Here is a 24,461-nt window from a genome sequence, read left to right as displayed (position 1 = left end):
TCAGCTTTTTTTCATGCTTTTAATAAAACGAATTAATTTTGAAGGAGCTTTCTGATAGGTTATCTGATTTTCATCTAAAAATCTCTTAAAATCAGCTTTCCCTTTTTCATGGTCGGTGACTTCAAGCTCGAGTTCATAGTCCGTCTGGTCAAAGTAGTGACTTTCATCTAAGGCCATTAAGCCAATCTCAGTTTTCATTTCATAACGTAGAGTGGAAAGGCAGCCTAGAACAAGCCAGTCATGGCTTTCGATGCCAATCTTAGCGAGTTTCTCTAGAACGAGCCCTGGAGGTAGTTTTTGTTTTTCTAGGTACGATTCAGCTTCTGGAAGAGTTAGTTTCTGGTTGTATTCCATATTCCCTACAGTTTGAGGCACTTTCAAGGTCAATTCTGCCCAATCTGAAAAAGTGCGAATGCGCATGGCAACCTTCTTTTCACGCAATTGGAAATCTGGTGTGTCAATGTAGTAGTTTTTCTGAAGGACGGGTTGGATATGGGAAAACTGTTTTTTTAGATGATTATATTCCTCTTTTTTCAGAAGTGTTTTCAATTCTATTTCTAAATGTTTCATTTTTTCAACCTTTTCTATATCTTTGAAAGCGATTTATGGTATAATGGACAATGTATTTATTGTATACGAATGTACTGAAAAAATCAAAGATTTTCGACAGAGCAATCAAACATTACAAGGGAGAAAGTATGACCATAGAATGGGAAGAATTTTTAGATCCTTACATTCAGGCTGTTGGTGAATTGAAGATTAAACTTCGGGGAATTCGCAAACAGTATCGTAAGCAAAACAAGCATTCTCCGATTGAGTTTGTAACGGGTCGTGTCAAACCGATTGAAAGTATCAAAGAAAAAATGGCTCGTCGAGGAATTACATATGCAAGTCTGGAACATGATCTGCAAGACATTGCTGGTTTACGTGTCATGGTTCAGTTCGTTGATGACGTTAAAGAAGTAGTTGAGATTCTACGTAAACGCCAAGATATGAGAGTCGTTCAGGAACGAGACTATATCACTCATCGTAAGGCTTCAGGTTATCGTTCTTATCACGTGGTTGTCGAATACACGGTTGATACGATAAACGGAGCGAAGACGATTTTGGCGGAAATTCAAATACGTACTTTGGCCATGAATTTCTGGGCTACGATTGAACACTCGCTCAATTATAAATATCAGGGCGATTTTCCAGAAGAAATCAGGAAAAGATTGGAAATCACAGCGAAAATAGCCTATCAACTGGATGAAGAAATGGGTAAGATTCGTGATGATATCCAGGAAGCGCAGGCTCTCTTTGATCCATTGAGCAGAAAACTAAACGATGGTGTAGGAAATAGTGACGATACAGATGAAGAATACAGGTAAACGAGTTGACCTCATAGCAAATAGAAAGCCACAAAGTCAGAAGGTCTTGCATGAACTGAGGGAAAAACTAAAGAAACAGCATTTTATACTGAACGATACCAATCCCGACATCGTCATTTCCATTGGTGGCGATGGAATGCTTTTGTCTGCCTTTCACAAGTATGAGAATCAGTTAGACAAGGTTCGATTTGTAGGTGTTCATACAGGGCATTTGGGATTTTACACAGATTATCGTGATTTTGAGCTGGATCAGTTGGTGACCAATCTTTTACTAGATACTGGTGCCAAAGTTTCCTATCCAGTCTTGAATGTCAAGGTAACGCTTGAAAATGGAGAAGTGAAAATCTTCCGAGCCTTAAATGAAGCCAGCATCCGTCGATCAGATCGCACCATGGTTGCGGATATCATCATTAACCATGTTCCGTTCGAAAGATTTCGTGGAGATGGAGTGACTGTTTCAACGCCGACGGGAAGTACTGCCTACAACAAGTCCTTGGGTGGAGCTGTCTTGCATCCTACCATTGAAGCCTTGCAGTTGACGGAGATAGCGAGTCTTAACAACCGAGTTTATCGTACTTTGGGATCATCGATCATTATTCCCAAAAAAGATAAGATTGAACTTTTGCCGACACGCAATGATTACCATACGATATCAGTCGATAACAGCGTCTATTCATTCCGTAATATCGAACGGATAGAGTATCAAATCGACCATCACAAGATTCACTTCGTAGCGACTCCAAGCCACACTAGTTTCTGGAATCGTGTCAAAGATGCCTTCATCGGCGAGGTGGATGAATGAGGTTCGAATTTACCGCAGATGACCACGTCAAAGTCAAAACTTTCCTCAAGAAACATGAGGTTTCCAAGGGACTTTTGGCTAAGATTAAGTTTCGAGGTGGGGCTATTATGGTCAATGACCAACCTCAAAATGCGACTTATCTCTTAGATATTGGAGACAGGGTAACTATTGATATTCCAGCAGAGGAAGGATTTGAGAGCCTTGAAGCTATTGATCGACCACTCGATATCTTGTATGAGGATGATCATTTTCTGGTTTTAAATAAGCCTTATGGAGTAGCATCCATCCCCAGTGTCAATCACTCCAATACCATTGCCAATTTTATCAAGGGCTACTATGTCAAGCAAAACTATGAAAATCAGCAAGTTCACATTGTGACTAGGCTTGATAGAGATACTTCTGGTTTGATGCTTTTTGCCAAGCACGGCTACGCTCATGCACGTTTAGACAAGCAACTGCAACGAAAGTCTATCGAGAAACGCTACTTTGCTTTGGTTAAAGGAGATGGGGTCTTGGAGCCAGAGGGGGAGATTATTGCCCCGATTGCACGTGATGAAGATTCCATTATCACAAGACGAGTTGCCAAGGGTGGGAAATACGCCCATACATCATATAAAGTTGTAGCGTCTTATGGAGATATTCACATAGTCGATATTCGTCTTCATACTGGGCGAACTCATCAGATACGAGTGCATTTTTCTCATATCGGTTTTCCTTTGTTGGGAGACGATCTCTATGGAGGCAGCCTAGACGACGGTATTCAGCGCCAGGCCTTGCATTGTCATTATTTATCTTTTTATCATCCCTTTCTAGAGCAAGATTTGCAGCTAGAAAGCCCATTACCGGATGATTTCAGCAATCTTATTACTCAGTTATCAACTAATACTCTTTAAAATCTATTTGGAGTATAATTTATTTTCTTAAAGGAGAAAACTCATGGAAGTTTTTGAAAGTCTCAAAGCCAACCTGGTTGGCAAAAATGCTCGTATCGTTCTCCCTGAAGGGGAAGAGCCACGTATTCTTCAAGCGACAAAACGCTTGGTAAAAGAAACAGAAGTGATTCCTGTTTTGCTTGGAAACCCTGAAAAAATTAAAATTTATCTCGAAATCGAGGGGATCATGGATGGTTATGAAGTGATTGATCCCCAACACTATCCTCAATTCGAAGAAATGGTTGCTGCCTTAGTAGAGCGTCGTAAGGGCAAAATGACTGAAGAAGAAGCGCGCAAAGTTTTGGTTGAAGATGTCAACTACTTTGGTGTGATGCTAGTCTACTTGGGCTTGGTTGACGGTATGGTATCTGGTGCGATTCACTCAACTGCCTCAACAGTTCGCCCAGCCCTTCAAATTATCAAAACTCGTCCAAATGTAACTCGTACTTCAGGTGCCTTCCTCATGGTACGTGGTACGGAACGTTACCTATTTGGTGACTGTGCCATTAACATCAATCCAGATGCAGAAGCCTTGGCTGAAATTGCCATCAACTCAGCAATCACAGCTAAGATGTTTGGTATTGAACCTAAAATTGCTATGCTAAGCTATTCTACTAAAGGTTCAGGCTTTGGTGAAAGTGTTGATAAGGTCGTAGAAGCAACTAAAATTGCTCACGACTTGCGCCCTGACCTTGAGATTGATGGTGAATTGCAATTTGACGCTGCCTTTGTTCCTGAAACTGCAGCTCTAAAAGCTCCAGGAAGTAACGTAGCTGGCCAAGCAAATGTCTTTATCTTCCCAGGTATCGAAGCCGGAAATATCGGTTACAAGATGGCTGAGCGCCTTGGTGGTTTTGCGGCTGTCGGACCTGTTTTACAAGGTTTGAACAAACCTGTTAACGACCTTTCTCGTGGATGTAATGCAGATGATGTGTACAAGTTGACCCTTATCACAGCAGCTCAAGCAGTTCATCAATAAGATTTAGTCCTCTTTCCCATGGGAAGAGGCTTTTTAGTACTGAGAAAAGGACAGTTAGAAGCTTCTATGTTATACTAGATATATGTTAGATTTGAAAGAATACGGTATCGTCATGTGGCCGGAGGAGAAGATCATTTCTTTTCGTGAGAAACTCCTCAGTTGGTATGATGAAAACAAGCGAGATTTACCTTGGCGGAGAAGTAAAAATCCTTATCACATCTGGGTATCTGAAATCATGCTTCAGCAGACCAGAGTGGATACAGTTATTCCATACTACGAACGATTCTTGGACTGGTTTCCAACTGTTGAAAGTCTGGCCAATGCCCCTGAAGAGCGTCTGCTGAAGGCTTGGGAAGGTTTGGGTTATTATTCTCGAGTGCGCAATATGCAGGCTGCAGCTCAGCAGATTATGACTGACTTTGGGGGGCAATTTCCAAATACCTATGAAGGAATATCTTGCCTGAAAGGGATTGGCCCTTACACTGCGGGAGCTATTTCCAGTATCGCTTTTAATTTGCCTGAGCCAGCGGTTGATGGCAATGTCATGCGGGTTTTGGCACGCTTGTTTGAGGTTAATCATGATATCGGAGTTCCCAGCAATCGCAAAATTTTTCAGGCAATGATGGAAATCTTGATTGACCCGAAACGACCAGGTGACTTTAACCAAGCTCTGATGGATTTAGGTTCTGACATAGAGGCTCCAGTTAATCCTCGACCAGAAGAAAGCCCTGTTAAGGACTTTAGCGCAGCCTATCAGAATGGCACCATGGGTCTTTATCCGATTAAAGAACCCAAGAAAAAGCCTCTGCCAATTTATCTCAAGGCCTTAGTTGTACGCAATGACCGTGGGCAATATTTACTAGAGAAAAACGAAAGCGAGAAACTACTAGCCGGTTTTTGGCACTTCCCATTGATTGAAGTTGATGATTTCTCAAGTGATGACGATCAGCTAGATCTCTTTTCGCAAGTCAAAGAGGAAAGCAGAGCATTTGGACCAAGCCCTCAAGAAAACTTTGAGCAGGATTATGATTTAAAAGTTAATTGGTCCCAGCAAGTATTTGACCAGGTCAAGCATGTATTTAGTCATCGGAAATGGCATATTCAAATCCTAGCTGGTCAAGTAGCGGAAACAAAACAGTTTTCAGACAGAGAAATTCGCTGGGTTTCTCCTCAGGAGTTTTCTGACTATCCACTTGCGAAACCTCAACAAAAAATTTGGCAGGCTTATAAAACAAATCTTGAAGATGAAGGCTTACAGTAGCCATTTGTGCCTTCTTTGCATTTTTTTGTTATAATAGATAGAGAAAAGGTGATAAAATGAAAAAAATATTAATTGTAGATGATGAGAAACCAATCTCAGATATTATTAAGTTTAATATGGCCAAGGAAGGTTATGAAGTCGTTACAGCCTTCAATGGTCGTGAGGCAATCGAGCTATTTGAAGCTGAGCAACCAGATATTATTATCCTTGACTTGATGCTACCTGAAATCGATGGTTTAGAAGTTGCTAAAGCTATTCGTAAGACTAGTAGCGTGCCGATTATCATGCTATCAGCTAAGGATAGCGAGTTTGACAAGGTTATTGGTTTAGAGTTAGGTGCAGACGATTATGTTACAAAACCTTTCTCAAACCGTGAGTTGCAGGCTCGTGTTAAGGCCCTCCTTCGTCGTACCGACCTAGTTTCTGTGGATAGCCAAGAGTCTGATGAGAAGAAGACGCAGCCTTTACAAATCGGTGATTTGGAAATCGTTCCAGATGCTTACGTGGCTAAGAAATATGGTGAAGAATTAGATTTGACCCACCGTGAGTTTGAACTCTTGTATCACTTGGCATCTCATATTGGTCAAGTGATTACGCGTGAACACTTGCTTGAGACTGTATGGGGTTATGACTATTTTGGTGATGTTCGTACTGTGGACGTGACCATTAGACGCTTGCGTGAGAAAATAGAAGACACTCCAAGTCGTCCAGAGTACATTCTCACACGTCGTGGTGTTGGATACTATATGAGAAATAATGATTGAAGATATTAGACAAACTATTCTGACCAGCGATTTTATCTTTATCTTGATTTTACTTGGCTTTATCCTGGTAGTGACCTTGCTGTTACTGGAAAATCGTCGGGATAATATCCGTCTGAAGGAGATAAATCAAAAGGTTAAGGACTTGATTGCAGGTGATTATTCTCAAGTTTTGGACTTGCAAGGAAGTACAGAAATCACCAATATCACCAATAATCTGAACGATTTGTCAGAAGTTATTCGTTTGACCCAAGAAAATCTGGAACAAGAGAGTAAACGATTGAACAGTATTCTTTCTTACATGACAGATGGCGTTCTTGCGACCAATCGCCGTGGCCAGATTACTATGATCAACGATATGGCCAAGAAACAGCTCGGTGTGCAGAAAGAAGATGTTCTGAATAAAAGCATCCTCGAATTGCTTAAGATAGAAGATGAGTACGAGTTGCGTGATCTAATTACACAGATTCCTGAGTTGACGATTGACTCCCAGGATGTAAATGGTGAATACCTGAGCCTTCGTGTCCGTTTTGCTCTGGTTCGCCGTGAGTCAGGTTTCATCTCTGGTTTGGTTGCCGTTTTACATGATACGACCGAACAGGAGAAGGAAGAGCGTGAGCGAAGACTCTTTGTTTCGAATGTGAGTCATGAGTTGCGTACTCCTTTGACCAGTGTTAAATCTTATCTTGAAGCCTTGGACGAGGGGGCCCTATATGATCCTGTTGCTCCTGATTTTATCAAGGTTTCACTCGATGAAACCAACCGTATGATGCGGATGGTAACAGATCTCTTGCATCTCTCTCGTATTGATAATACGACAAGTCAGCTAGATGTGGAATTGATTAATTTTACAGCATTCATCACCTTTATTCTCAACCGCTTTGATAAGATGAGAAGCCAGGATGACGAGAAAAAATATGAGCTTGTCAGAGATTACCCTATTAATTCAGTTTGGATCGAGATTGATACCGATAAGATGACTCAGGTGATTGATAATATTCTTAACAATGCCATCAAGTACTCACCAGATGGTGGCAAAATTACTGTCAGCATGAAGACCACAGATGACCAGATGATTTTATCCATCAAAGACCAAGGTCTAGGTATTCCAAAGCAAGATTTGCCGAAGATTTTTGACCGATTCTACCGTGTGGATCGTGCAAGAAGTCGGGCTCAAGGTGGAACTGGTCTAGGTCTGGCCATCGCTAAAGAAATCATCAAACAACACAATGGTTTTATATGGGCCAAAAGTGAATACGGTAAGGGATCGACCTTTACCATTGTGCTCCCTTATGATAAGGATGCCGTAAAAGAAGAAATATGGGAGGACGAAATAGAAGACTAGAATGAGTGAAATAGGCTTTAAATACAGTATTTTAGCATCAGGTTCCAGTGGAAATTCCTTTTATCTGGAAACCCCAAAAAAGAAAATCCTAGTGGATGCAGGCTTGTCTGGTAAGAAGATTACCAGCTTGCTAGCTGAAATCAATCGCAAACCTGAAGATCTGGATGCGATTTTGATTACGCATGAGCATTCAGACCATATCCATGGGGTCGGTGTCTTGGCTCGTAAATATGGCATGGATCTTTACGCCAATGAAAAGACTTGGCAGGCTATGGAGAATAGTAAGTACCTCGGCAAGGTGGACTCTTCGCAGAAGCATATCTTTGAAATGGGCAAAACCAAAACCTTTGGTGATATCGACATTGAGAGTTTTGGTGTGAGCCATGATGCGGCAGCACCACAGTTTTACCGATTTATGAAAGACGACAAGAGCTTCGTTATGCTGACCGATACAGGTTATGTTAGTGACCGTATGGCAGGAATTGTTGAGAATGCTGACGGTTACCTCATCGAATCCAACCACGACGTGGAAATCTTACGAGCTGGATCTTATGCTTGGCGACTCAAGCAGCGTATCCTATCTGATCTCGGTCACCTTTCTAACGAAGACGGAGCTGAGGCCATGATTCGTGCTATGGGAAATCGAACCAAGAAAATCTACCTTGGCCACTTGTCCAAAGAGAACAATATCAAGGAGCTGGCTCATATGACCATGGTCAATCAGCTAGCCCAAGCTGATCTGGGAGTCGGAGTTGACTTTAAGGTTTACGACACTTCACCAGATACCGCAACACCATTGACAGATATATAAAAAGAAGGCGAGTGCCTTCTTTTTTATATATTTTTACAATCCTGCAAATTCTTTGATTTCTTGTGCGGACATGGAAGAGTCACAACGGACCTTGATCTGGCCATCAGCAACATGAACGAATCCTGGAACAGTTGGAATACCATAGCGTGAACGGAAATCTTGCAAAGCATTGAGTTGGCTTGGTTCTTCACTGTTGATGAAGTAGATGTGAGCTTTAGTTTCAGCTACGACACCTGCCAAGGTACCAGCAAATTTACGGCAGTAAGGGCAAGTTTTGCGACCGATAAAGAAGGTTGCAGTTTCTTTATTATCAAGTGCTTCTTGTGCACGCGCAACCGTAGTGACTTCAAGGTCTTTAATATTATCTAAAAATTGTTCCATGAGATTACCTCGCTTTCATTGATAAGTCTAGTATGCCATAAAGTTTCCAAAAATGCTTAGATTTGATACGAAAAAAAGATGAGATTGGTTGGTCTCATCTTTTATAGATTTTTATTTTACAAACGCATTGATTTCTGCTTCGATGTTAGCAATCTTAACTTGTGAATCTTCGTTGCTTTCACCCACAACGGCAATGTAGAACTTGATTTTTGGTTCTGTACCTGAAGGGCGAACTGCAATCCATGAACCGTCAGCAAGTGTGTATTTCAAAACATCACTTGGAGGAGTTGTCAAGTTTGTAACAGTACCATCAGCGGCAGTAGCAGTTTGAGCCTTGAAGTCTTCTACGACAGTGATAGCTGTTGTGTTCCATTCTTTCGGAGCATTGTTACGGAATTTAGCCATAATGGCTTTGATTTGTTCAGCACCATCAACACCAGAAAGAGTAACAGAGATAGTTTTTTCTGCGTAGTAGCCGTACTCTTTGTAGATTTCTTCGATACCGTCAGCAAGTGTCAAACCACGTGAACGATAGTAGGCAGCAAGTTCAGCAACGACAAGAACAGCTTGAATAGCATCTTTATCACGTACGAATGGTTTGATCAAGTAACCGAAGCTTTCTTCAAATCCCATCATGTAAGTGTGGTTGTGTTTTTCTTCGAATTCTTGAATCTTTTCAGCGATAAATTTGAAACCAGTCAAGACGTTAAACATAGTTGCGCCGTAGCTCTCAGCAATCTTCGTTACCAAGTCAGTTGATACGATGGATTTGCAAAGGGCTGCATTTTCAGGAAGAGTTCCAGCATTTTTGTGGGCTTCCAAGATGTATTTAGCCATGATAGCGCCGATTTGGTTACCTGAAAGGTTAAGGTAGCTACCATCTTTTTGAAGAACTTCAACACCAACACGGTCAGCGTCAGGGTCAGTTGCAACAAGCACATCTGCACCAACTTGACGACCAAGTTCTTCAGCAAGGGCGAAGGCTGCTTGGCTTTCTGGGTTTGGAGATTTTACAGTTGAGAAGTCAGGATCAGCAGTTGCTTGTGCTTCAACAACTTGAACAGAGTCAAATCCTGCTTGAGCAAGAGCACGACGAGCCAACATTTCACCCGTACCATGAAGTGGTGTGTAGACAATCTTCATGTCTTTACCGAATTCTTCGATCAAGGCTGGGTTGATGTTTACGTCTTTAACTTCTTTAAGGTATTCTGCATCAACAGCTTCGCCGATAACTTCAATCAAGCCAGAAGCTTTTTCCGCTTCTACATCGGCAACTTCCACAGCGAATGGATTTTCGATAGCACGAATGTAAGTAGTCAAAGCGTCCGCGTCATGTGGAGGCATTTGTCCACCGTCTTCACCGTAAACCTTGTAACCGTTAAATGGAGCAGGGTTATGGCTGGCAGTAATCATGATACCTGCAAAACAGTTGAGGTGACGAACTGCAAATGACAGTTCTGGAGTTGGACGGAGGCTTTCAAATACGTAAGATTTGATACCGTGTTTAGCAAGAACTGCCGCAGATTCAAAGGCAAACTCAGGTGAGAAGTGACGGCTATCGTAGGCAATTGCTACACCACGTTCTTTTTCGTTTCCACCTTTTGACTCAATCAAACGAGCCAAACCTTCGGTAGCTTGACGAACAACGTAGATATTGATGCGGTTTGTACCAGCACCGATCAAACCACGCATACCAGCGGTACCAAATTCAAGATTGGTATAAAAGGCATCTTCCTTTGTTTTTTCGTCCATATTTTCCAAATCTTGACGAAGGTAGTCTGGAAGGTCAGCAAAATCGACCCATTTTTGATAATTTTCTTGGTAAGTCATAGAGTGTCTCCTTTGTTTATTTGCTTTAATCGCTTTCATTATATCACGATTTGACATTTTAGTAAAACGTTAGCATAACTTAAAATGTAGGAAATTAACTTTTGTACTTTAGCGGGAAAATGGTGGGGACTGTGCTTACTTATACTAAGTTAGGGATGAAAATTAATTATTAGATACTTTATAACATGAAAGTTTATAATTCATTTTGTAGGTTTGTTGAAGAAAAAAATCAAAAATATTGTTATATTCTATTCTTTTTATAAAGAATCCTTTAATGTCTCAAACGAACATATAGAAAAATTTAATGTAAAACTCTATAAATTTAAGATATTTTGAAAATATCTGGTTTCTGTTTTGATTTTTATTCTGCGTATGGTAAAATATAGTAAATCATTAAAGGAGAATCCATTATGAAAAAAATTCTTAAGCATTCTGCTTTGCTTTTGTCAGCTTTAGCACTTGTTGCCTGTGGAGCTCAAAAAAAAGCAAGCGACAATGGTACTGCCTCGAACTCAAACTTTGAAGTTTCTGTGAAAGATGGTATGTTTGTATTGCCTAAAGATGAAGATTCATCTTCAAGCTACCTTGCACTTCAAGTCGAAATCAAGAACAATCGTGATAAACAGTTTAGTTTTACTAGCCAAGATATTACGCTTTATAATGAAAAAGATGAAAAATTACAACCAATTCAAATCTACGAAAGCGACAGTAAAACGAAATTTATGTCATATGGTGACAGTCTTTCTAAAGGAAAGAGTGTTGCTGGTTATGTAGTGTATGAAGTCGACAAGAATGCTAAGTATGAACTCCACTTCGCACCTAGCTTTTATGATGACATCAAAGAGAATTCTAAAAAGAATAACGATGTAGCCATCAAGGTGGATCCAAGTCAGTATGAAGACAATATTGATGAAGCAAAAGATGTAATGAAAAAATATGTCGATGCTGTTTACCTTAATGGGGAAAGCTCTGGTGGTGGAACGAACCTAAGTGCTACTGACAATAAGTCGCAAGTTGTAGCACTTGCTGATGATAAAAAATCTTCTGATAATAGTGCTGAATTCACAAACGATGCGAAAGCTGATAAAGAAGAGTTTATCAAGAAATTTACAGAGTCATTCGGAAAAGGTTTCTATAACTACAAACCTTCTGATTCAGAACTTAGAACATTCGCAGATGCTTACATCAAAGCAAATGCTAAGAGAGCAAAAGTTGATTACAAGGTGAAGACATACTTGCCAGATTATGCTGTTGTTTATGTTAGACCAGAAACAATCGACTTGGATAATTTGAATGTTTATGAATTGAGCCGTAAATTCTACGAAGAAAACAAAGGTAAATATAGCAACTACTCTGAAGCTATGAAAGCTGGTGAAAAATACATTTTAGAAAATGCACCAAGTCAATTTGATTCAACTCCTCTAGACACTAGTGATAACATGAAGAAAGAGGGTTATGAAATTAAAATGACTAAGAAAGATGGAAAATGGACCATCGATACCTCTTCTAAAAACTATGAATTGAAAGATATGGCTCGCACATTCCGTGGAGGCATTGGATACTAAGATGAAAGGTTCGAGTTTATGACTCGAACTTTTTTCGTTGCAATTGTGCAAAAGAGAAAAAGATAGTAAAATAGAGATATGATTATTTTACAAGCTAATAAAATTGAACGATCTTTTGCTGGTGAGGTTCTTTTTGAACATATCAACCTGCAAGTAGATGAACGAGACCGAATTGCTCTTATTGGGAAAAATGGTGCAGGTAAGTCTACTCTTTTAAAGATTTTGGTTGGAGAAGAGGAGCCAACTAGTGGAGAAATTAATAAGAAAAAAGATATCTCTCTGTCTTACCTAGCCCAAGATAGCCGTTTTGAGTCTGAAAATACCATTTATGATGAAATGCTTCACGTCTTTGATGACTTGCGTCGGGCAGAGACACAACTGCGTCAAATGGAATTAGAGATGGGTGAAAAGTCGGGTGAAGATTTGGATAAACTGATGGCGGATTATGATCGTTTGTCAGAGAATTTCCGCCAGGATGGTGGCTTTACTTACGAAGCTGATATTCGAGCGATTTTGAATGGATTCAAGTTTGACGAGTCTATGTGGCAGATGAAAATTGCTGAGCTTTCAGGTGGTCAAAATACTCGTCTTGCACTGGCTAAAATGCTCCTTGAAAAGCCAAATCTCTTGGTCTTGGACGAGCCAACCAACCACTTGGATATCGAAACCATTGCCTGGTTGGAAAATTACCTAGTAAATTATAGTGGTGCACTCATTATTGTCAGTCACGACCGTTACTTTTTGGATAAGGTTGCGACGGTTACACTCGATTTGACTAAGCATTCCTTAGATCGTTATGTAGGTAATTACTCTCGCTTTGTTGAGTTAAAGGAGCAAAAGCTAGCTACTGAGGCAAAAAACTATGAAAAGCAACAGAAGGAAATCGCGGCTCTAGAAGACTTTGTCAATCGCAATCTAGTCCGAGCTTCAACGACCAAACGTGCCCAATCTCGCCGTAAACAACTAGAAAAAATGGAGCGTTTGGACAAGCCTGAAGCTGGCAAGAAATCAGCCAACATGACCTTCCAGTCGGAAAAAACGTCTGGAAATGTCGTTTTAACCGTTGAAAATGCGGCTATTGGCTATGATGGGGAAATATTTTCAGAGCCTATCAACCTAGACCTTCGTAAGATGAATGCTGTTGCGATTGTCGGACCAAACGGCATCGGGAAATCAACCTTTATCAAGTCTATTGTGGACCAGATCCCTTTTATCAAGGGAGAGAAGCGTTTTGGTGCCAATGTTGAGGTTGGTTACTATGACCAGACTCAAAGCAAGCTAACACCAAGTAATACTGTACTCGATGAACTTTGGAATGATTTTAAACTGACACCAGAAGTTGAAATCCGTAATCGACTTGGAGCCTTCCTTTTCTCAGGAGATGATGTTAAGAAATCAGTTGGCATGCTGTCAGGTGGCGAGAAAGCTCGTTTACTGCTTGCCAAACTTTCTATGGAAAACAACAACTTTTTAATTCTTGACGAGCCGACCAACCACTTGGATATTGATAGCAAGGAAGTGCTAGAAAATGCCTTGATTGACTTTGATGGGACCCTTCTTTTCGTCAGTCACGACCGTTACTTTATCAATCGTGTAGCCACTCATGTTTTGGAATTGTCCGAAAATGGTTCAACCCTCTACCTTGGGGATTACGACTACTATGTTGAAAAGAAAGCAGAAGTAGAAGCGATTCAGACAGCGGAAGCTTCAACTAGCAATCAAGAAAAAGAAGAAAGTCCAGTTAATGATTATCAGGCTCAGAAAGAAAGTCAGAAAGAAGCCCGCAAACTCATGCGACAAATCGAAAGTTTAGAATCTGAAATCGAAGAACTAGAAAGTAAAAGCCAAACCATTTCTGAACAAATGCTGGAAACCAACGATGCTGAAAAGCTCATGGAATTGCAGGCTGAACTGGACAAAATTAGCCATCGTCAAGAAGAAGCTATGCTTGAGTGGGAAGAATTATCAGAGCAGGTGTAAGAAATGGAACATCTTGGAAAGGTATTTCGTGAATTTCGAACAAGTGGGAAGTACTCCTTAAAAGAGGCGGCAGGTGAATCATGTTCAACCTCTCAGTTATCTCGCTTCGAGCTTGGGGAGTCTGATCTAGCAGTTTCTCGTTTCTTTGAGATTTTGGACAATATTCATGTGACTATTGAAAATTTCATGGACAAGGCTAGAGATTTTCAAAATCATGAACATGTTGCCTTGATGGCACAGATTATTCCGCTTTACTACTCAAATAATATTGCAGGTTTTCAAAAGCTACAAAAGGAACAGCTTGAGAAAGCAAAGAGTTCGACCAATCCCCTCTATTTTGAGCTGAATTGGATTCTGCTACAAGGACTGATTTGTCAAAGAGATGCTCATTACACGATGAGGCAGAGTGATTTGGAAAAGGTAGCAGATTATCTTTTTCAAACAGAAGAATGGACTATGTATGAGTTGATTCTTTTCGGTAATCTCTATACTTTCTACAATGTGGACTATGTGGCTCGGATTGGCAGAGAAGTTATGGAGAGTGAAGAGTACTACAAGGAAATTGGTCGGCATCGTAAACTCGTTTTGATTTTAGCTCTTAACTGTTACCAGCATTGTTTGGAAAACCGTTCCTTTGCGGATGCGGACTATTTTGAGGGCTATGTGGATAAGTTGATTGGAAATGGTATCAAGCTTTATGAGCGCAATATCTTCCATTATCTCAAAGGTTTCGCCCTCTACCAGAGAGACTTGAAAGAAGAGGGTTGTAGTCAGATGCAGGAGGCTATGCATATTTTTGATGTGCTTGGGCTTCCAGAGCAAGTGGCTTACTATCAGGAACATTATGAAAAATTTGTAAATGCTTAAATTTCCCAAATAAGGGAAAAATAAAGAGACTCCTTTCAGTTTTGATACAATAGTTTCAAAATTTGAGAGGGGTTTTTTATATGAATCGACATGCAATCCAGTTGATTAGTCGTGGTGCTATTAATAAAATAGGAAATATGCTCTATGATTATGGAAACAGTGTTTGGTTGGCATCAATGGGAACGATAGGGCAGACTGTTCTTGGGATTTATCAAATTTCTGAACTCGTCACATCGATTCTGGTCAATCCCTTTGGCGGAGTGATTTCAGACCGATTTTCGCGTCGCAAAATTTTGATGACGACAGACTTGATTTGTGGCGTTCTTTGCTTAGCTATTTCTTTCATCAGAGATGATAGCTTGATGATTGCTGCCTTGATTTTTGCCAATATTGTTCAGGCGGTTGCCTTTGCATTTTCTCGTACATCTAACAAAGCCATTATAACTGAGGTTGTAGAGAAAGACGAGATTGTGACCTATAACTCTCGCTTGGAGTTAGTTTTACAGGTTGTAGGAGTCAGTTCTCCGGTGCTTTCTTTTCTCGTTTTACAATTTGCCAGTCTCCATATGACGCTCGTTTTAGATGCCATTAGTTTTTTTATCGCATTTACCTTAGTAGCTTTTCTCCCAAAAAAAGAGACTCAGGAACAAGAGAAAAAGACTTTCAGCTGGAAAAATATTTTTGCTGATATGAAAGAAGGGATTCGCTATATTTGGCGCCAGCAAGAGATCTTTTTCCTTTTGGTAGTAGCTTCCAGTGTTAATTTCTTTTTTGCAGCTTTTGAATTTCTCCTCCCTTTTTCAAATCGACTATACGGGGTAGAAGGAGCTTATGCAACTATTTTAACTATGGGCGCTATTGGTTCGATTATTGGAGCTCTTCTAGCTAGTAAAATAAAGGCAAGTGTTTATAATCTTTTGATTCTATTGGCTTTAACTGGAGTTGGAGTTTTTATGATGGGATTACCACTGCCAACTTTTCTCTCCTTTTCTGGAAATTTAGTTTGTGAACTGTTTATGACGATTTTTAATATTCACTTTTTTACTCAGGTTCAAACCAAGGTTGAGGGGGAATACTTGGGAAGAGTACTAAGCACCATTTTTACCTTAGCCATCCTATTTATGCCGATTGCAAAAGGCTTTATGACGGTGCTACCAAGTGTCCATCTCTCTTCTTTTCTGATAATTGGAAGCGGTGTTATCATCCTGTCTTGTTTATCCCTCGTTTATGTGCGAAGTCATTTTAAAAAAGAGTTATAATTTCTCTTTTTTATAAAATATTTCATTACGAATCATTTTTCAGTCCTTCTCTATTGTGAGGAGGGCTTGCTTTGTGGTAAAATGGGATTATGAATGAAAGAATGAATGAGTTAGTTGCCTTACTCAACCGCTATGCGACCGAGTACTATACGAGTGACAATCCCTCGGTTTCAGATAGCGAGTATGATCGTCTCTACCGAGAGTTGGTTGAGTTGGAAGCCGCCTATCCAGATCAAGTTTTAGCGGATAGTCCAACTCATCGTGTTGGTGGTAAGGTTTTAGATGGTTTTGAAAAATACAGTCATCAGTATCCTCTATACAGTTTGCAGGATGCTTTTTCACGTGAAGAGTTAGAAGCTTTTGATGCGCGTGTGCGAAAGGAATTACCCCAACCGACCTATATTTGTGAGCTGAAAATCGATGGTTTGTCTATCTCGCTTACGTATGAAAAGGGGATTTTGGTTGTTGGTGCCACACGTGGGGATGGTTCTGTTGGTGAAAATATCACCGAAAACCTCAAGCGTGTCAAGGACATTCCTTTGACCTTGCCCGAAGAACTAGATATCACCGTTCGTGGAGAGTGTTACATGCCACGCGCTTCCTTTGATCAGGTCAACCAAGCCCGCCAAGAAAATGGGGAGCCTGAATTTGCTAATCCTCGTAACGCAGCTGCAGGCACCTTGCGTCAGTTGGATACAGCAGTAGTGGCCAAGCGTAATCTTGCTACTTTCCTCTATCAAGAAGCCAGCCCTTCAACTCGTGATAGTCAAGAAAAGGTCTTGGAGCATCTTGAACAGCTTGGTTTTGTAGTTAATCCTAAACGAATATTGGCTCAAAGTATAGATGAGGTATGGGATTTTATCCAAGAAGTAGGACAAGAACGGGAGAAACTGCCTTACGATATCGATGGGGTGGTCATCAAGGTTAACGACCTAGCAGGTCAAGAAGAACTCGGTTTTACCGTTAAAGCACCTAAGTGGGCAGTAGCTTATAAATTTCCTGCTGAGGAAAAAGAAGCTCAACTCCTTTCAGTTGACTGGACAGTAGGTCGTACGGGTGTTGTGACCCCGACTGCCAATCTAACACCTGTTCAGCTTGCTGGCACAACTGTTAGCCGTGCAACTCTTCACAACGTAGATTATATTGCTGAAAAGGATATCCGCAAAGATGATACGGTTATCGTTTATAAGGCTGGAGATATCATCCCTGCTGTTCTGCGTGTGGTAGAGTCTAAACGTGTTTCTGAAGAAAAACTAGATATTCCGACTAACTGTCCGAGCTGTGACAGTCAGTTGCTTCATTTTGAAGATGAAGTGGCTCTTCGTTGTATCAATCCACGCTGTCCTGCCCAAATCATGGAAGGTTTGATTCACTTTGCCTCTCGAGATGCTATGAATATTACGGGTCTTGGTCCATCTATCGTCGAAAAGCTTTTTGCTGCCAATCTAGTCAAGGATGTGGCGGATATTTATCGTTTGAAAGAAGACGATTTTCTCCTTTTAGAAGGTGTCAAGGAAAAGTCTGCTTCTAAACTGTATCAGGCCATTCAAGCATCCAAGGAAAACTCTGCTGAAAAGCTCTTGTTTGGTCTGGGAATTCGCCATGTCGGAAGCAAGGCTAGCCAACTCTTGCTCCAACATTTCCACTCTATTGAAAATCTAGCCCAAGCTGATCCTGAGCAAGTAGCAAGTATTGAAAGCTTGGGTAGTGTGATTGCTCAAAGTCTTCAGACTTTTTTTGCTACAGAAGGGTCGAAGATTCTCTTAGATGAGTTGAAAGATGCTGGAGTTAATCTGGACTACAAAGGGCAGACAGTAGTAGCAGATGCAGCCTTGTCAGGTTTGACAGTTGTATTAACAGGAAAATTGGAACGTCTCACGCGCTCAGAAGCCAAAAGCAAACTTGAAAGTCTGGGTGCCAAAGTCACAGGCAGTGTTTCCAAGAAAACGAATCTTGTAGTAGCAGGAGCAGATGCAGGAAGCAAGCTCCAAAAAGCACAAGAACTTGGTATCGAAGTTCGAGATGAAGCTTGGCTAGAAAGTTTGTAAAGAATAGTTGAAAACTAGATGTTAGATAGTCTGAAACTATCTCTCCTGATGTATTTTTATATCTATTAATGCTATTCTCTATTGTGCTGAAATTCCCGCTAAATTCTTCAGCACCACATAAAAAAATTAAAATTGAAATTAGGAATTAGGAAAAGAAATGTATAGATACCCAGTAGTCATCCATTTTCACCGAAAAAATGGGGATTATGATGCTTGTTCATTCAGTAGAAAACAGGCAGATGTTAAAGAAAATTTGTATTATGAAAATGACTATTTTGGAGCAAAATTCTCCTTTACAGTTACAAGTGCAGAAAGGCTCGATACTCTGACCTTTTCTGTCGAAATAGATGGAAAGACAAAAGATTATCTCCTACGGTTTAACTATTATCCACTGTTGACTGAGGTTTGGATTTTGGATGGTGATGAGACGGTTTATTATTCTGAAAATCCAGCCATTGCAAGTTCTTGCTATAAAGATCGAAACCCGTTTGCTTTTGATAAAGCCTTTCACAGTGAAAGTTTTGATCACCATTGGGGATACCAAGGAGAGTTGGGGTATAGTATCTCTGACTACCAGACAAGCTTTAAACTCTGGGCTCCAACCGCTACAGCAGTCCAAGTGGTCGTTTATGAAAATACAAGTAACGACGCGCCGATTTGGAAAACCTTTAATCTTGAGCGTGGGAATAGCTATTCATACAGTCATAAGTACAATACCATTGGTGTTTGGAGTGTAGATTTAGACGAAAATCTTGCAGGTAAAGCTTATCAGTATCAGATTGAGTTTCCACACCATCAGACTTTGACACGAGATCCTTACACTATTGCTACAAGCCCTGACGGGAAACGTTCCGTCATTCTCTCTCAGCAAGATAGACAGGTAGAAGGATTTAAAGTCAAGCATGGGACAGACGCTCCTTGGCGTTTGGAAAACCCATGTAAAGCGGTTATCTGTGAGATGCACATTCGTGATTTTACAAAATCGCCAACATCTGGAGTTCCAGAAAATCTTCGAGGGACCTTCCTTGGTGCTGCCCAGACAGGAACGACCAACCAATTCGACCAAGCAACCGCCTTTGACTATATCAAAGAACTCGGCTGTAATTATGTTCAGCTCCAACCAATCTTTGATCGCCATAAGGAATACGACGAGGACGGAAATGTAACCTATAACTGGGGTTATGATCCTCAAAACTACAATGCCCCAGAACCAAGTTTCTCTAGTAACCCAGATGATCCTGGACAGGTTATTCGAGACCTCAAGACCATGATTCAGGCATATCACGATGCAGGAATCGGTGTCATTATGGATGTCGTTTATAACCATACCTTCTCAACGGTCGATGCACCTTTCCAAACAACTGTTCCTGATTATTACTATCGTATGAATCCAGATGGAACCTTTCAAAACGGAACAGGTGTTGGAAATGAAACCGCAAGCGAACACGAAATGTACCGTAAGTACATGATTGACTCACTCCTTTATTGGGTGAAAGAATACAATATTGACGGTTTCCGTTTTGACTTGATGGGAATTCACGATGTCAAAACCATGCAGGCAATTCGTTGGGCACTTGATGAAGTTGATCCACGTATTATCACCTATGGAGAAGGTTGGGATATGGGGATCGGTCTTGCGCCTTATGATAAGGCCAAGAAGGACAATGCCTACCAGATGCCAAATATCGGATTCTTCAACGATGATCAGCGTGATGCGATTAAAGGAGGAGAAGTTTATGGTGCAATCAAGTCAGGATTTGTCAGCGGTGCAGCCACCGAACCTATCGTAGCCAAGGCTATTCTTGGTAGCCGAGAGTTGGGCTCTTATCTGAGTCCAAACCAGGTTCTCAACTATGTTGAAGCCCATGACAATTACAATCTTCATGACCTGCTGGCGACGCTTCATCCTGATCAAAGTTCTGACCAGATTATGCGCAAGGTTGAGACAGCGACAGCAATGAACCTGCTCATGCAAGGAATGTCCTTTATGGAAATTGGCCAAGAATTTGGTCGAACCAAACTCCTTGCTACTGGAGAAAATGGCGAGCTGACTGCGGCAGATAGAGAACGGGCCATGAACAGCTACAATGCTCCAGATAGTGTCAACCAGGTCAACTGGGATTTAATCAATGAGAGACAAGAGAGCATTGACTTTATTCGCCAGATTATTCGCCTAAAAACACAAAGGCGGGCTTTCTCTTATCCTACATACGAAGAAGTTTATCGTCATGTCTTCGTCCATACAGCTGCTGAAAATAGTGGGTGGATTGTTTACGAAATTCACGGTGGATCAGAGAACTTATTGGTGGTATTCAATGCCAAGGGAACTTCCTTCTACTTTGAAAATGCAGGAAATCTAGAAATGCTTGTGACAAATAGTCGTTCTCAAGAGTCTAATGTGATTGATGATATCAGCGTTGCAGTCTTGAAGGTACTTTCATAGTAAATGCTACAAAAAGGTTTAGTTAAAACTAGACCTTTTTTGATTTTTATTGAAAAACCAATATCTAATAGGAATAAATTTCAAATAATTTGAAGAATCAAGTTTGTGAAAAAAATATCAATATTTTCCAAAAAGGGGTTGTAATTTTCTGAAAATTTGATAAAATAAGTTTTAATCATTTTCAGGAGGAAGAGAATTTGACAAATTATCAGAATTTAGTGAATGGAAAATGGAAATCATCGGAAAATGAAATTGCCATCTATTCTCCCATCAATCAAGAAAAACTGGGGACAGTACCCGCTATGAGTCAGGCTGAAGTAGATGAGGCTATGGAAGCAGCGCGTACAGCTCTCCCAGCATGGCGTGATTTAGCACCAGTTGAGCGTGCAGCTTATTTGCATAAGACAGCAGACATTTTGGAACGTGATAAAGAAAAAATTGGTACGATTCTTGCCAAAGAGGTTGCAAAAGGGATTAAAGCAGCCATTGGAGAAGTAGTACGTACAGCAGAATTGATTCGTTTTGCTGCTGAGGAAGGTCTCCGTATCACTGGACAAGCAATGGAAGGTGGCGGTTTTGAAGCTGCAAGTAAAAATAAACTAGCTGTTGTCCGTCGTGAGCCAGTTGGGGTCGTCCTAGCTATTGCACCATTTAACTATCCAGTCAACCTTTCTGGATCTAAGATTGCTCCAGCTTTGATTGCAGGAAATGTCGTTATGTTTAAACCACCAACACAAGGATCTATTTCTGGTCTTTTGTTGGCTAAAGCATTTGACGAAGCAGGAATCCCAGCAGGTGTCTTTAACACCATCACTGGACGTGGTTCTGAAATCGGAGACTACATCATCGAACACAAGGAAGTGAACTTCATTAACTTTACAGGTTCAACACCGATTGGGGAGCGTATTGGTCGTTTAGCTGGTATGCGCCCAATTATGCTTGAACTTGGTGGAAAAGATGCAGCAATTGTCTTAGAAGATGCAGATTTAGAAAATGCAGCTAAGCAAATCGTAGGTGGAGCTTTTAGCTACTCTGGTCAGCGTTGTACTGCCATCAAACGTGTTTTGGTTGTGGAAAACGTAGCAGACAGATTGGCAGAATTGCTCCAAGCTGAAGTTGCTAAGCTAACAGTAGGCAATCCATTTGACAATGCAGATATCACGCCAGTTATTGATAATGCTTCAGCTGATTTCATCTGGGGATTGATTGAAGACGCTCAGGAAAAAGGAGCCAAAGCGCTCAGCCTAATCAAACGTGAGAATAATCTCATTTGGCCAGGACTTTTTGATTATATCACAAGAGATATGAAATTAGCCTGGGAAGAACCATTTGGACCTGTTCTTCCAATTATTCGAGTTTCAGATGCTAATGAAGCGTTAGAAATTGCTAATGAATCAGAATTCGGTCTTCAATCTTCAGTCTTTACAAATGACTTTAAGAAGGCGTTTGAAATTGCTGAAAAACTTGAAGTTGGTACCGTTCATATTAATAATAAAACACAACGTGGACCAGATAATTTCCCATTCCTTGGTGTAAAAGGTTCTGGTGCAGGAGTACAAGGAATTAAATATAGTATCGAAGCGATGACAAATGTTAAATCCATTGTTTTTGATGTGAAATAATTTATAAAATCAGGAAAACGACTTCCTGATTTTATTTTTTTCAAAAAAATGCAGTTTAAAATTGATAAAAAACGAATATTCTGGTATTATAATAAAAAAATATATGGAAATTGTTTCGTGTTCTATTTTCTGGATATCTTTTTTAAAATGCTAGGTAATTTTTTGAAGGCTTTCATAAAAAAATATGATTTCCTTCGTAAATTACTTGAAAGTTATCTTAAAAGAGTGTATAATAGAATTATAGAAAACGCTTACAAAAGAAAGGGGATTGAATGAATAATCAAGAAGCATTAAGAACCTTTACTACAGGTGAGAACTTTCACCTCCAGCATTATTTAGGAGCGCATAGAGAGGAGAAAAACGGAGAAATAGGCTATACCTTTAGGGTTTGGGCCCCAAATGCACAAGCAGTTCATCTAGTTGGTGATTTTACCGATTGGGTTGAGAATCAGATTCCAATGGTTAGAAACGAGGCAGGTGTTTGGGAAGTCTTTACGAGTCAAGCTCAGGAAGGTCAGATTTATAAATATCATATCACGCGTGCAAATGGTCACCAGATTATGAAGATTGATCCTTTGGCAGTTTATTTTGAAGCTAGACCGGGTACAGGGGCAGTTCTGACCAATATCCGTGAAAAGAAATGGAAAGATGGCCTTTGGCTAGCACGTCGCAAACGTCTGGGATTTTTTGAGAGACCAGTTAATATATACGAGGCTCATGCAGGGTCTTGGAAGAGAAATCCAGACGGTAGTCCCTATACGTTTTCGCAACTGAAAGACGAGTTGATTCCATACTTAGTTGAGATGAACTATACACATATTGAGTTCATGCCTTTAATGGCTCACCCACTTGGATTGAGCTGGGGCTATCAACTTATGGGTTACTTTGCTTTTGAACATTCCTATGGTACACCTGAGGAATTCCAAGATTTCGTTGAAGAGTGTCATATAAATAACATTGGTGTTATCGTAGACTGGGTTCCAGGTCATTTCACTATTAATGATGATGCCTTGGCATATTATGACGGCACACCAACTTTTGAATACCAAGACCACAACAAGGCTCATAACTATGGTTGGGGTGCGCTGAATTTTGACCTTGGGAAAAATGAGGTCCAGTCTTTCTTGATTTCAAGTATTAAATTTTGGATTGATTTTTACCACTTAGATGGTATCCGGGTCGATGCAGTGAGCAATATGCTGTATCTAGATTATGATAATGCTCCTTGGACTCCAAATAAGGACGGTGGAAACCTTAACTACGAGGGTTATTATTTCCTTCAACGGTTGAACACAGTGATTAAGTTAGCTCATCCAGATATCATGATGATTGCAGAAGAAAGTTCATCAGCGACAAAGATTACTGGTATGAAAGAAATGGGTGGCCTTGGCTTTGACTATAAATGGAATATGGGCTGGATGAACGACATTCTCCGTTTCTACGAGGAAGATCCGATTTATCGCAAGTATGACTTTAATCTTGTGACTTTCAGCTTTATGTATGTTTTCAATGAAAACTATCTCCTGCCTTTCTCACATGATGAAGTAGTTCATGGTAAGAAGAGTATGATGCATAAGATGTGGGGGGATCGCTACAATCAGTTCGCTGGTCTGCGCAATCTCTACACCTATCAAATTTGTCATCCAGGTAAGAAACTCTTGTTCATGGGTAGTGAGTACGGACAATTCCTCGAGTGGAAGTCCGAGGAGCAGTTAGAATGGTCTAATCTAGAAGATCCAATGAATGCCAAGATGAAGCATTTCACTTCACAACTGAATCAATTCTATAAAGACCATCGCTGTCTTTGGGAAATTGATACTAGTTATGATGGTATAGAGATTATCGATGCTGATAATAGAGATCAGAGTGTCCTTTCCTTTATTCGTAAGGGCAAGAAGGACGAAATGTTAGTCTGTGTCTTTAATATGGCACCAGTTGAACGTAAGGACTTTACGATTGGTTTACCTGTTGCAGGTATTTACGAAGAAGTTTGGAATACAGAATTAGAAGAATGGGGAGGTGTGTGGAAAGAGCACAATCAAACAGTTCAGACTCAAGAAGGCTTATGGAAGGATTATGAGCAGACCTTGACCTTCACCTTGCCAGCTATGGGAGCAAGTATCTGGAAGATCAAGCGTCGTTTGAAACAAGCTAAGAAAAAAGAATAATGGGCTGTTGATGATAATTTTTTAGATTTTAAAGACG

General features: G+C 40.5%; 19 protein-coding genes. 16 read left to right on the top strand and 3 right to left on the bottom strand.

Annotation, left to right across the window (positions count from 1 at the left end; all coding sequences use genetic code 11):
• A complete protein-coding gene (locus ACORHV_RS04920) occupies positions 1-570 on the bottom strand; it encodes a CYTH domain-containing protein (protein WP_042902226.1) in 570 nt (189 codons plus the stop codon).
• Positions 571-698: 128 nt separating this feature from the next.
• Here ACORHV_RS04920 and ACORHV_RS04915 point away from each other — a divergent pair, with 128 nt between their 5' ends.
• From ACORHV_RS04915 to ACORHV_RS04880, 8 genes are all read left to right on the top strand, one after another.
• Positions 699-1,370: a GTP pyrophosphokinase gene (locus ACORHV_RS04915; RefSeq protein ID WP_000151555.1), complete on the top strand. Its 672-nt coding sequence runs from the start codon at positions 699-701 to the stop codon at positions 1,368-1,370.
• Positions 1,354-2,172: an NAD kinase gene (locus tag ACORHV_RS04910; RefSeq protein ID WP_000799063.1), complete on the top strand. Its 819-nt coding sequence runs from the start codon at positions 1,354-1,356 to the stop codon at positions 2,170-2,172. Before ACORHV_RS04915 ends, ACORHV_RS04910 begins: the two co-directional genes overlap by 17 nt.
• Positions 2,169-3,065, top strand: coding sequence for an RluA family pseudouridine synthase (locus tag ACORHV_RS04905; protein WP_434397609.1), 897 nt, complete (start codon positions 2,169-2,171; stop codon positions 3,063-3,065). Before ACORHV_RS04910 ends, ACORHV_RS04905 begins: the two co-directional genes overlap by 4 nt.
• Positions 3,066-3,108: 43 nt before the next feature.
• On the top strand, positions 3,109-4,083 hold the full coding sequence (pta, locus tag ACORHV_RS04900) for a phosphate acetyltransferase (RefSeq protein WP_084859882.1): 975 nt from the start codon (positions 3,109-3,111) through the stop codon (positions 4,081-4,083).
• Positions 4,084-4,165: 82 nt separating this feature from the next.
• The gene (gene mutY / locus ACORHV_RS04895) at positions 4,166-5,344 is read left to right on the top strand and encodes an A/G-specific adenine glycosylase (RefSeq protein WP_434397607.1); all 1,179 of its coding nucleotides are present in this window, start codon (positions 4,166-4,168) and stop codon (positions 5,342-5,344) included.
• Positions 5,345-5,400: 56 nt separating this feature from the next.
• A complete protein-coding gene (gene yycF, locus ACORHV_RS04890) occupies positions 5,401-6,108 on the top strand; it encodes a response regulator YycF (RefSeq protein WP_000722058.1) in 708 nt (235 codons plus the stop codon).
• Entirely contained in the window at positions 6,101-7,450 is a 1,350-nt protein-coding gene (gene vicK / locus ACORHV_RS04885; RefSeq protein ID WP_000568721.1) for a cell wall metabolism sensor histidine kinase VicK, read from the top strand. Before yycF ends, vicK begins: the two co-directional genes overlap by 8 nt.
• Position 7,451: 1 nt before the next feature.
• A complete protein-coding gene (locus tag ACORHV_RS04880) occupies positions 7,452-8,261 on the top strand; it encodes an MBL fold metallo-hydrolase (RefSeq protein WP_038806131.1) in 810 nt (269 codons plus the stop codon).
• 33 nt (positions 8,262-8,294) lie between these two features.
• Here ACORHV_RS04880 and ACORHV_RS04875 read toward each other — a convergent pair whose 3' ends face one another.
• Both ACORHV_RS04875 and ACORHV_RS04870 read right to left on the bottom strand, forming a co-directional pair.
• The gene (locus ACORHV_RS04875; protein WP_000434641.1) at positions 8,295-8,642 is read right to left on the bottom strand and encodes a thiol reductase thioredoxin; all 348 of its coding nucleotides are present in this window, start codon (positions 8,640-8,642) and stop codon (positions 8,295-8,297) included.
• Positions 8,643-8,753: 111 nt separating this feature from the next.
• The gene (locus tag ACORHV_RS04870) at positions 8,754-10,472 is read right to left on the bottom strand and encodes a phospho-sugar mutase (RefSeq protein ID WP_434397603.1); all 1,719 of its coding nucleotides are present in this window, start codon (positions 10,470-10,472) and stop codon (positions 8,754-8,756) included.
• A gap of 410 nt (positions 10,473-10,882) precedes the next feature.
• Here ACORHV_RS04870 and ACORHV_RS04865 point away from each other — a divergent pair, with 410 nt between their 5' ends.
• From ACORHV_RS04865 to glgB, 8 genes are all read left to right on the top strand, one after another.
• Positions 10,883-12,037, top strand: coding sequence for a DUF4352 domain-containing protein (locus ACORHV_RS04865; RefSeq protein ID WP_000722097.1), 1,155 nt, complete (start codon positions 10,883-10,885; stop codon positions 12,035-12,037).
• Between the two features lie 78 nt (positions 12,038-12,115).
• Positions 12,116-14,017, top strand: a complete 1,902-nt coding sequence (locus tag ACORHV_RS04860; RefSeq protein ID WP_434397601.1) for an ABC-F family ATP-binding cassette domain-containing protein — start codon at positions 12,116-12,118, stop codon at positions 14,015-14,017.
• Between the two features lie 3 nt (positions 14,018-14,020).
• On the top strand, positions 14,021-14,884 hold the full coding sequence (locus ACORHV_RS04855) for an XRE/MutR family transcriptional regulator (protein ID WP_000400532.1): 864 nt from the start codon (positions 14,021-14,023) through the stop codon (positions 14,882-14,884).
• Positions 14,885-14,964: 80 nt separating this feature from the next.
• A complete protein-coding gene (locus ACORHV_RS04850; protein ID WP_001079356.1) occupies positions 14,965-16,143 on the top strand; it encodes an MFS transporter in 1,179 nt (392 codons plus the stop codon).
• An 89-nt stretch (positions 16,144-16,232) separates the two neighbouring features.
• Complete coding sequence (ligA, locus tag ACORHV_RS04845) at positions 16,233-18,191, top strand: NAD-dependent DNA ligase LigA (RefSeq protein WP_001005754.1); 1,959 nt, start codon at positions 16,233-16,235, stop codon at positions 18,189-18,191.
• Positions 18,192-18,348: 157 nt separating this feature from the next.
• A complete protein-coding gene (gene pulA / locus ACORHV_RS04840; RefSeq protein WP_434397598.1) occupies positions 18,349-20,634 on the top strand; it encodes a type I pullulanase in 2,286 nt (761 codons plus the stop codon).
• 197 nt (positions 20,635-20,831) lie between these two features.
• Positions 20,832-22,256, top strand: a complete 1,425-nt coding sequence (locus ACORHV_RS04835; protein ID WP_434397596.1) for an NADP-dependent glyceraldehyde-3-phosphate dehydrogenase — start codon at positions 20,832-20,834, stop codon at positions 22,254-22,256.
• Positions 22,257-22,528: 272 nt separating this feature from the next.
• Positions 22,529-24,424 carry a 1,4-alpha-glucan branching protein GlgB gene (gene glgB / locus ACORHV_RS04830; RefSeq protein WP_084944545.1) on the top strand — a complete coding sequence of 632 codons (1,896 nt, stop codon included), beginning with the start codon at positions 22,529-22,531 and terminating at the stop codon, positions 24,422-24,424.
• Positions 24,425-24,461: the final 37 nt, after the last annotated feature.

Origin of the sequence: Streptococcus sp. KHUD_016, assembly GCF_051106465.1 — a bacterium.
GTDB lineage: Bacteria > Bacillota > Bacilli > Lactobacillales > Streptococcaceae > Streptococcus.
This window is presented reverse-complemented; position numbering and strand designations above follow the sequence as displayed.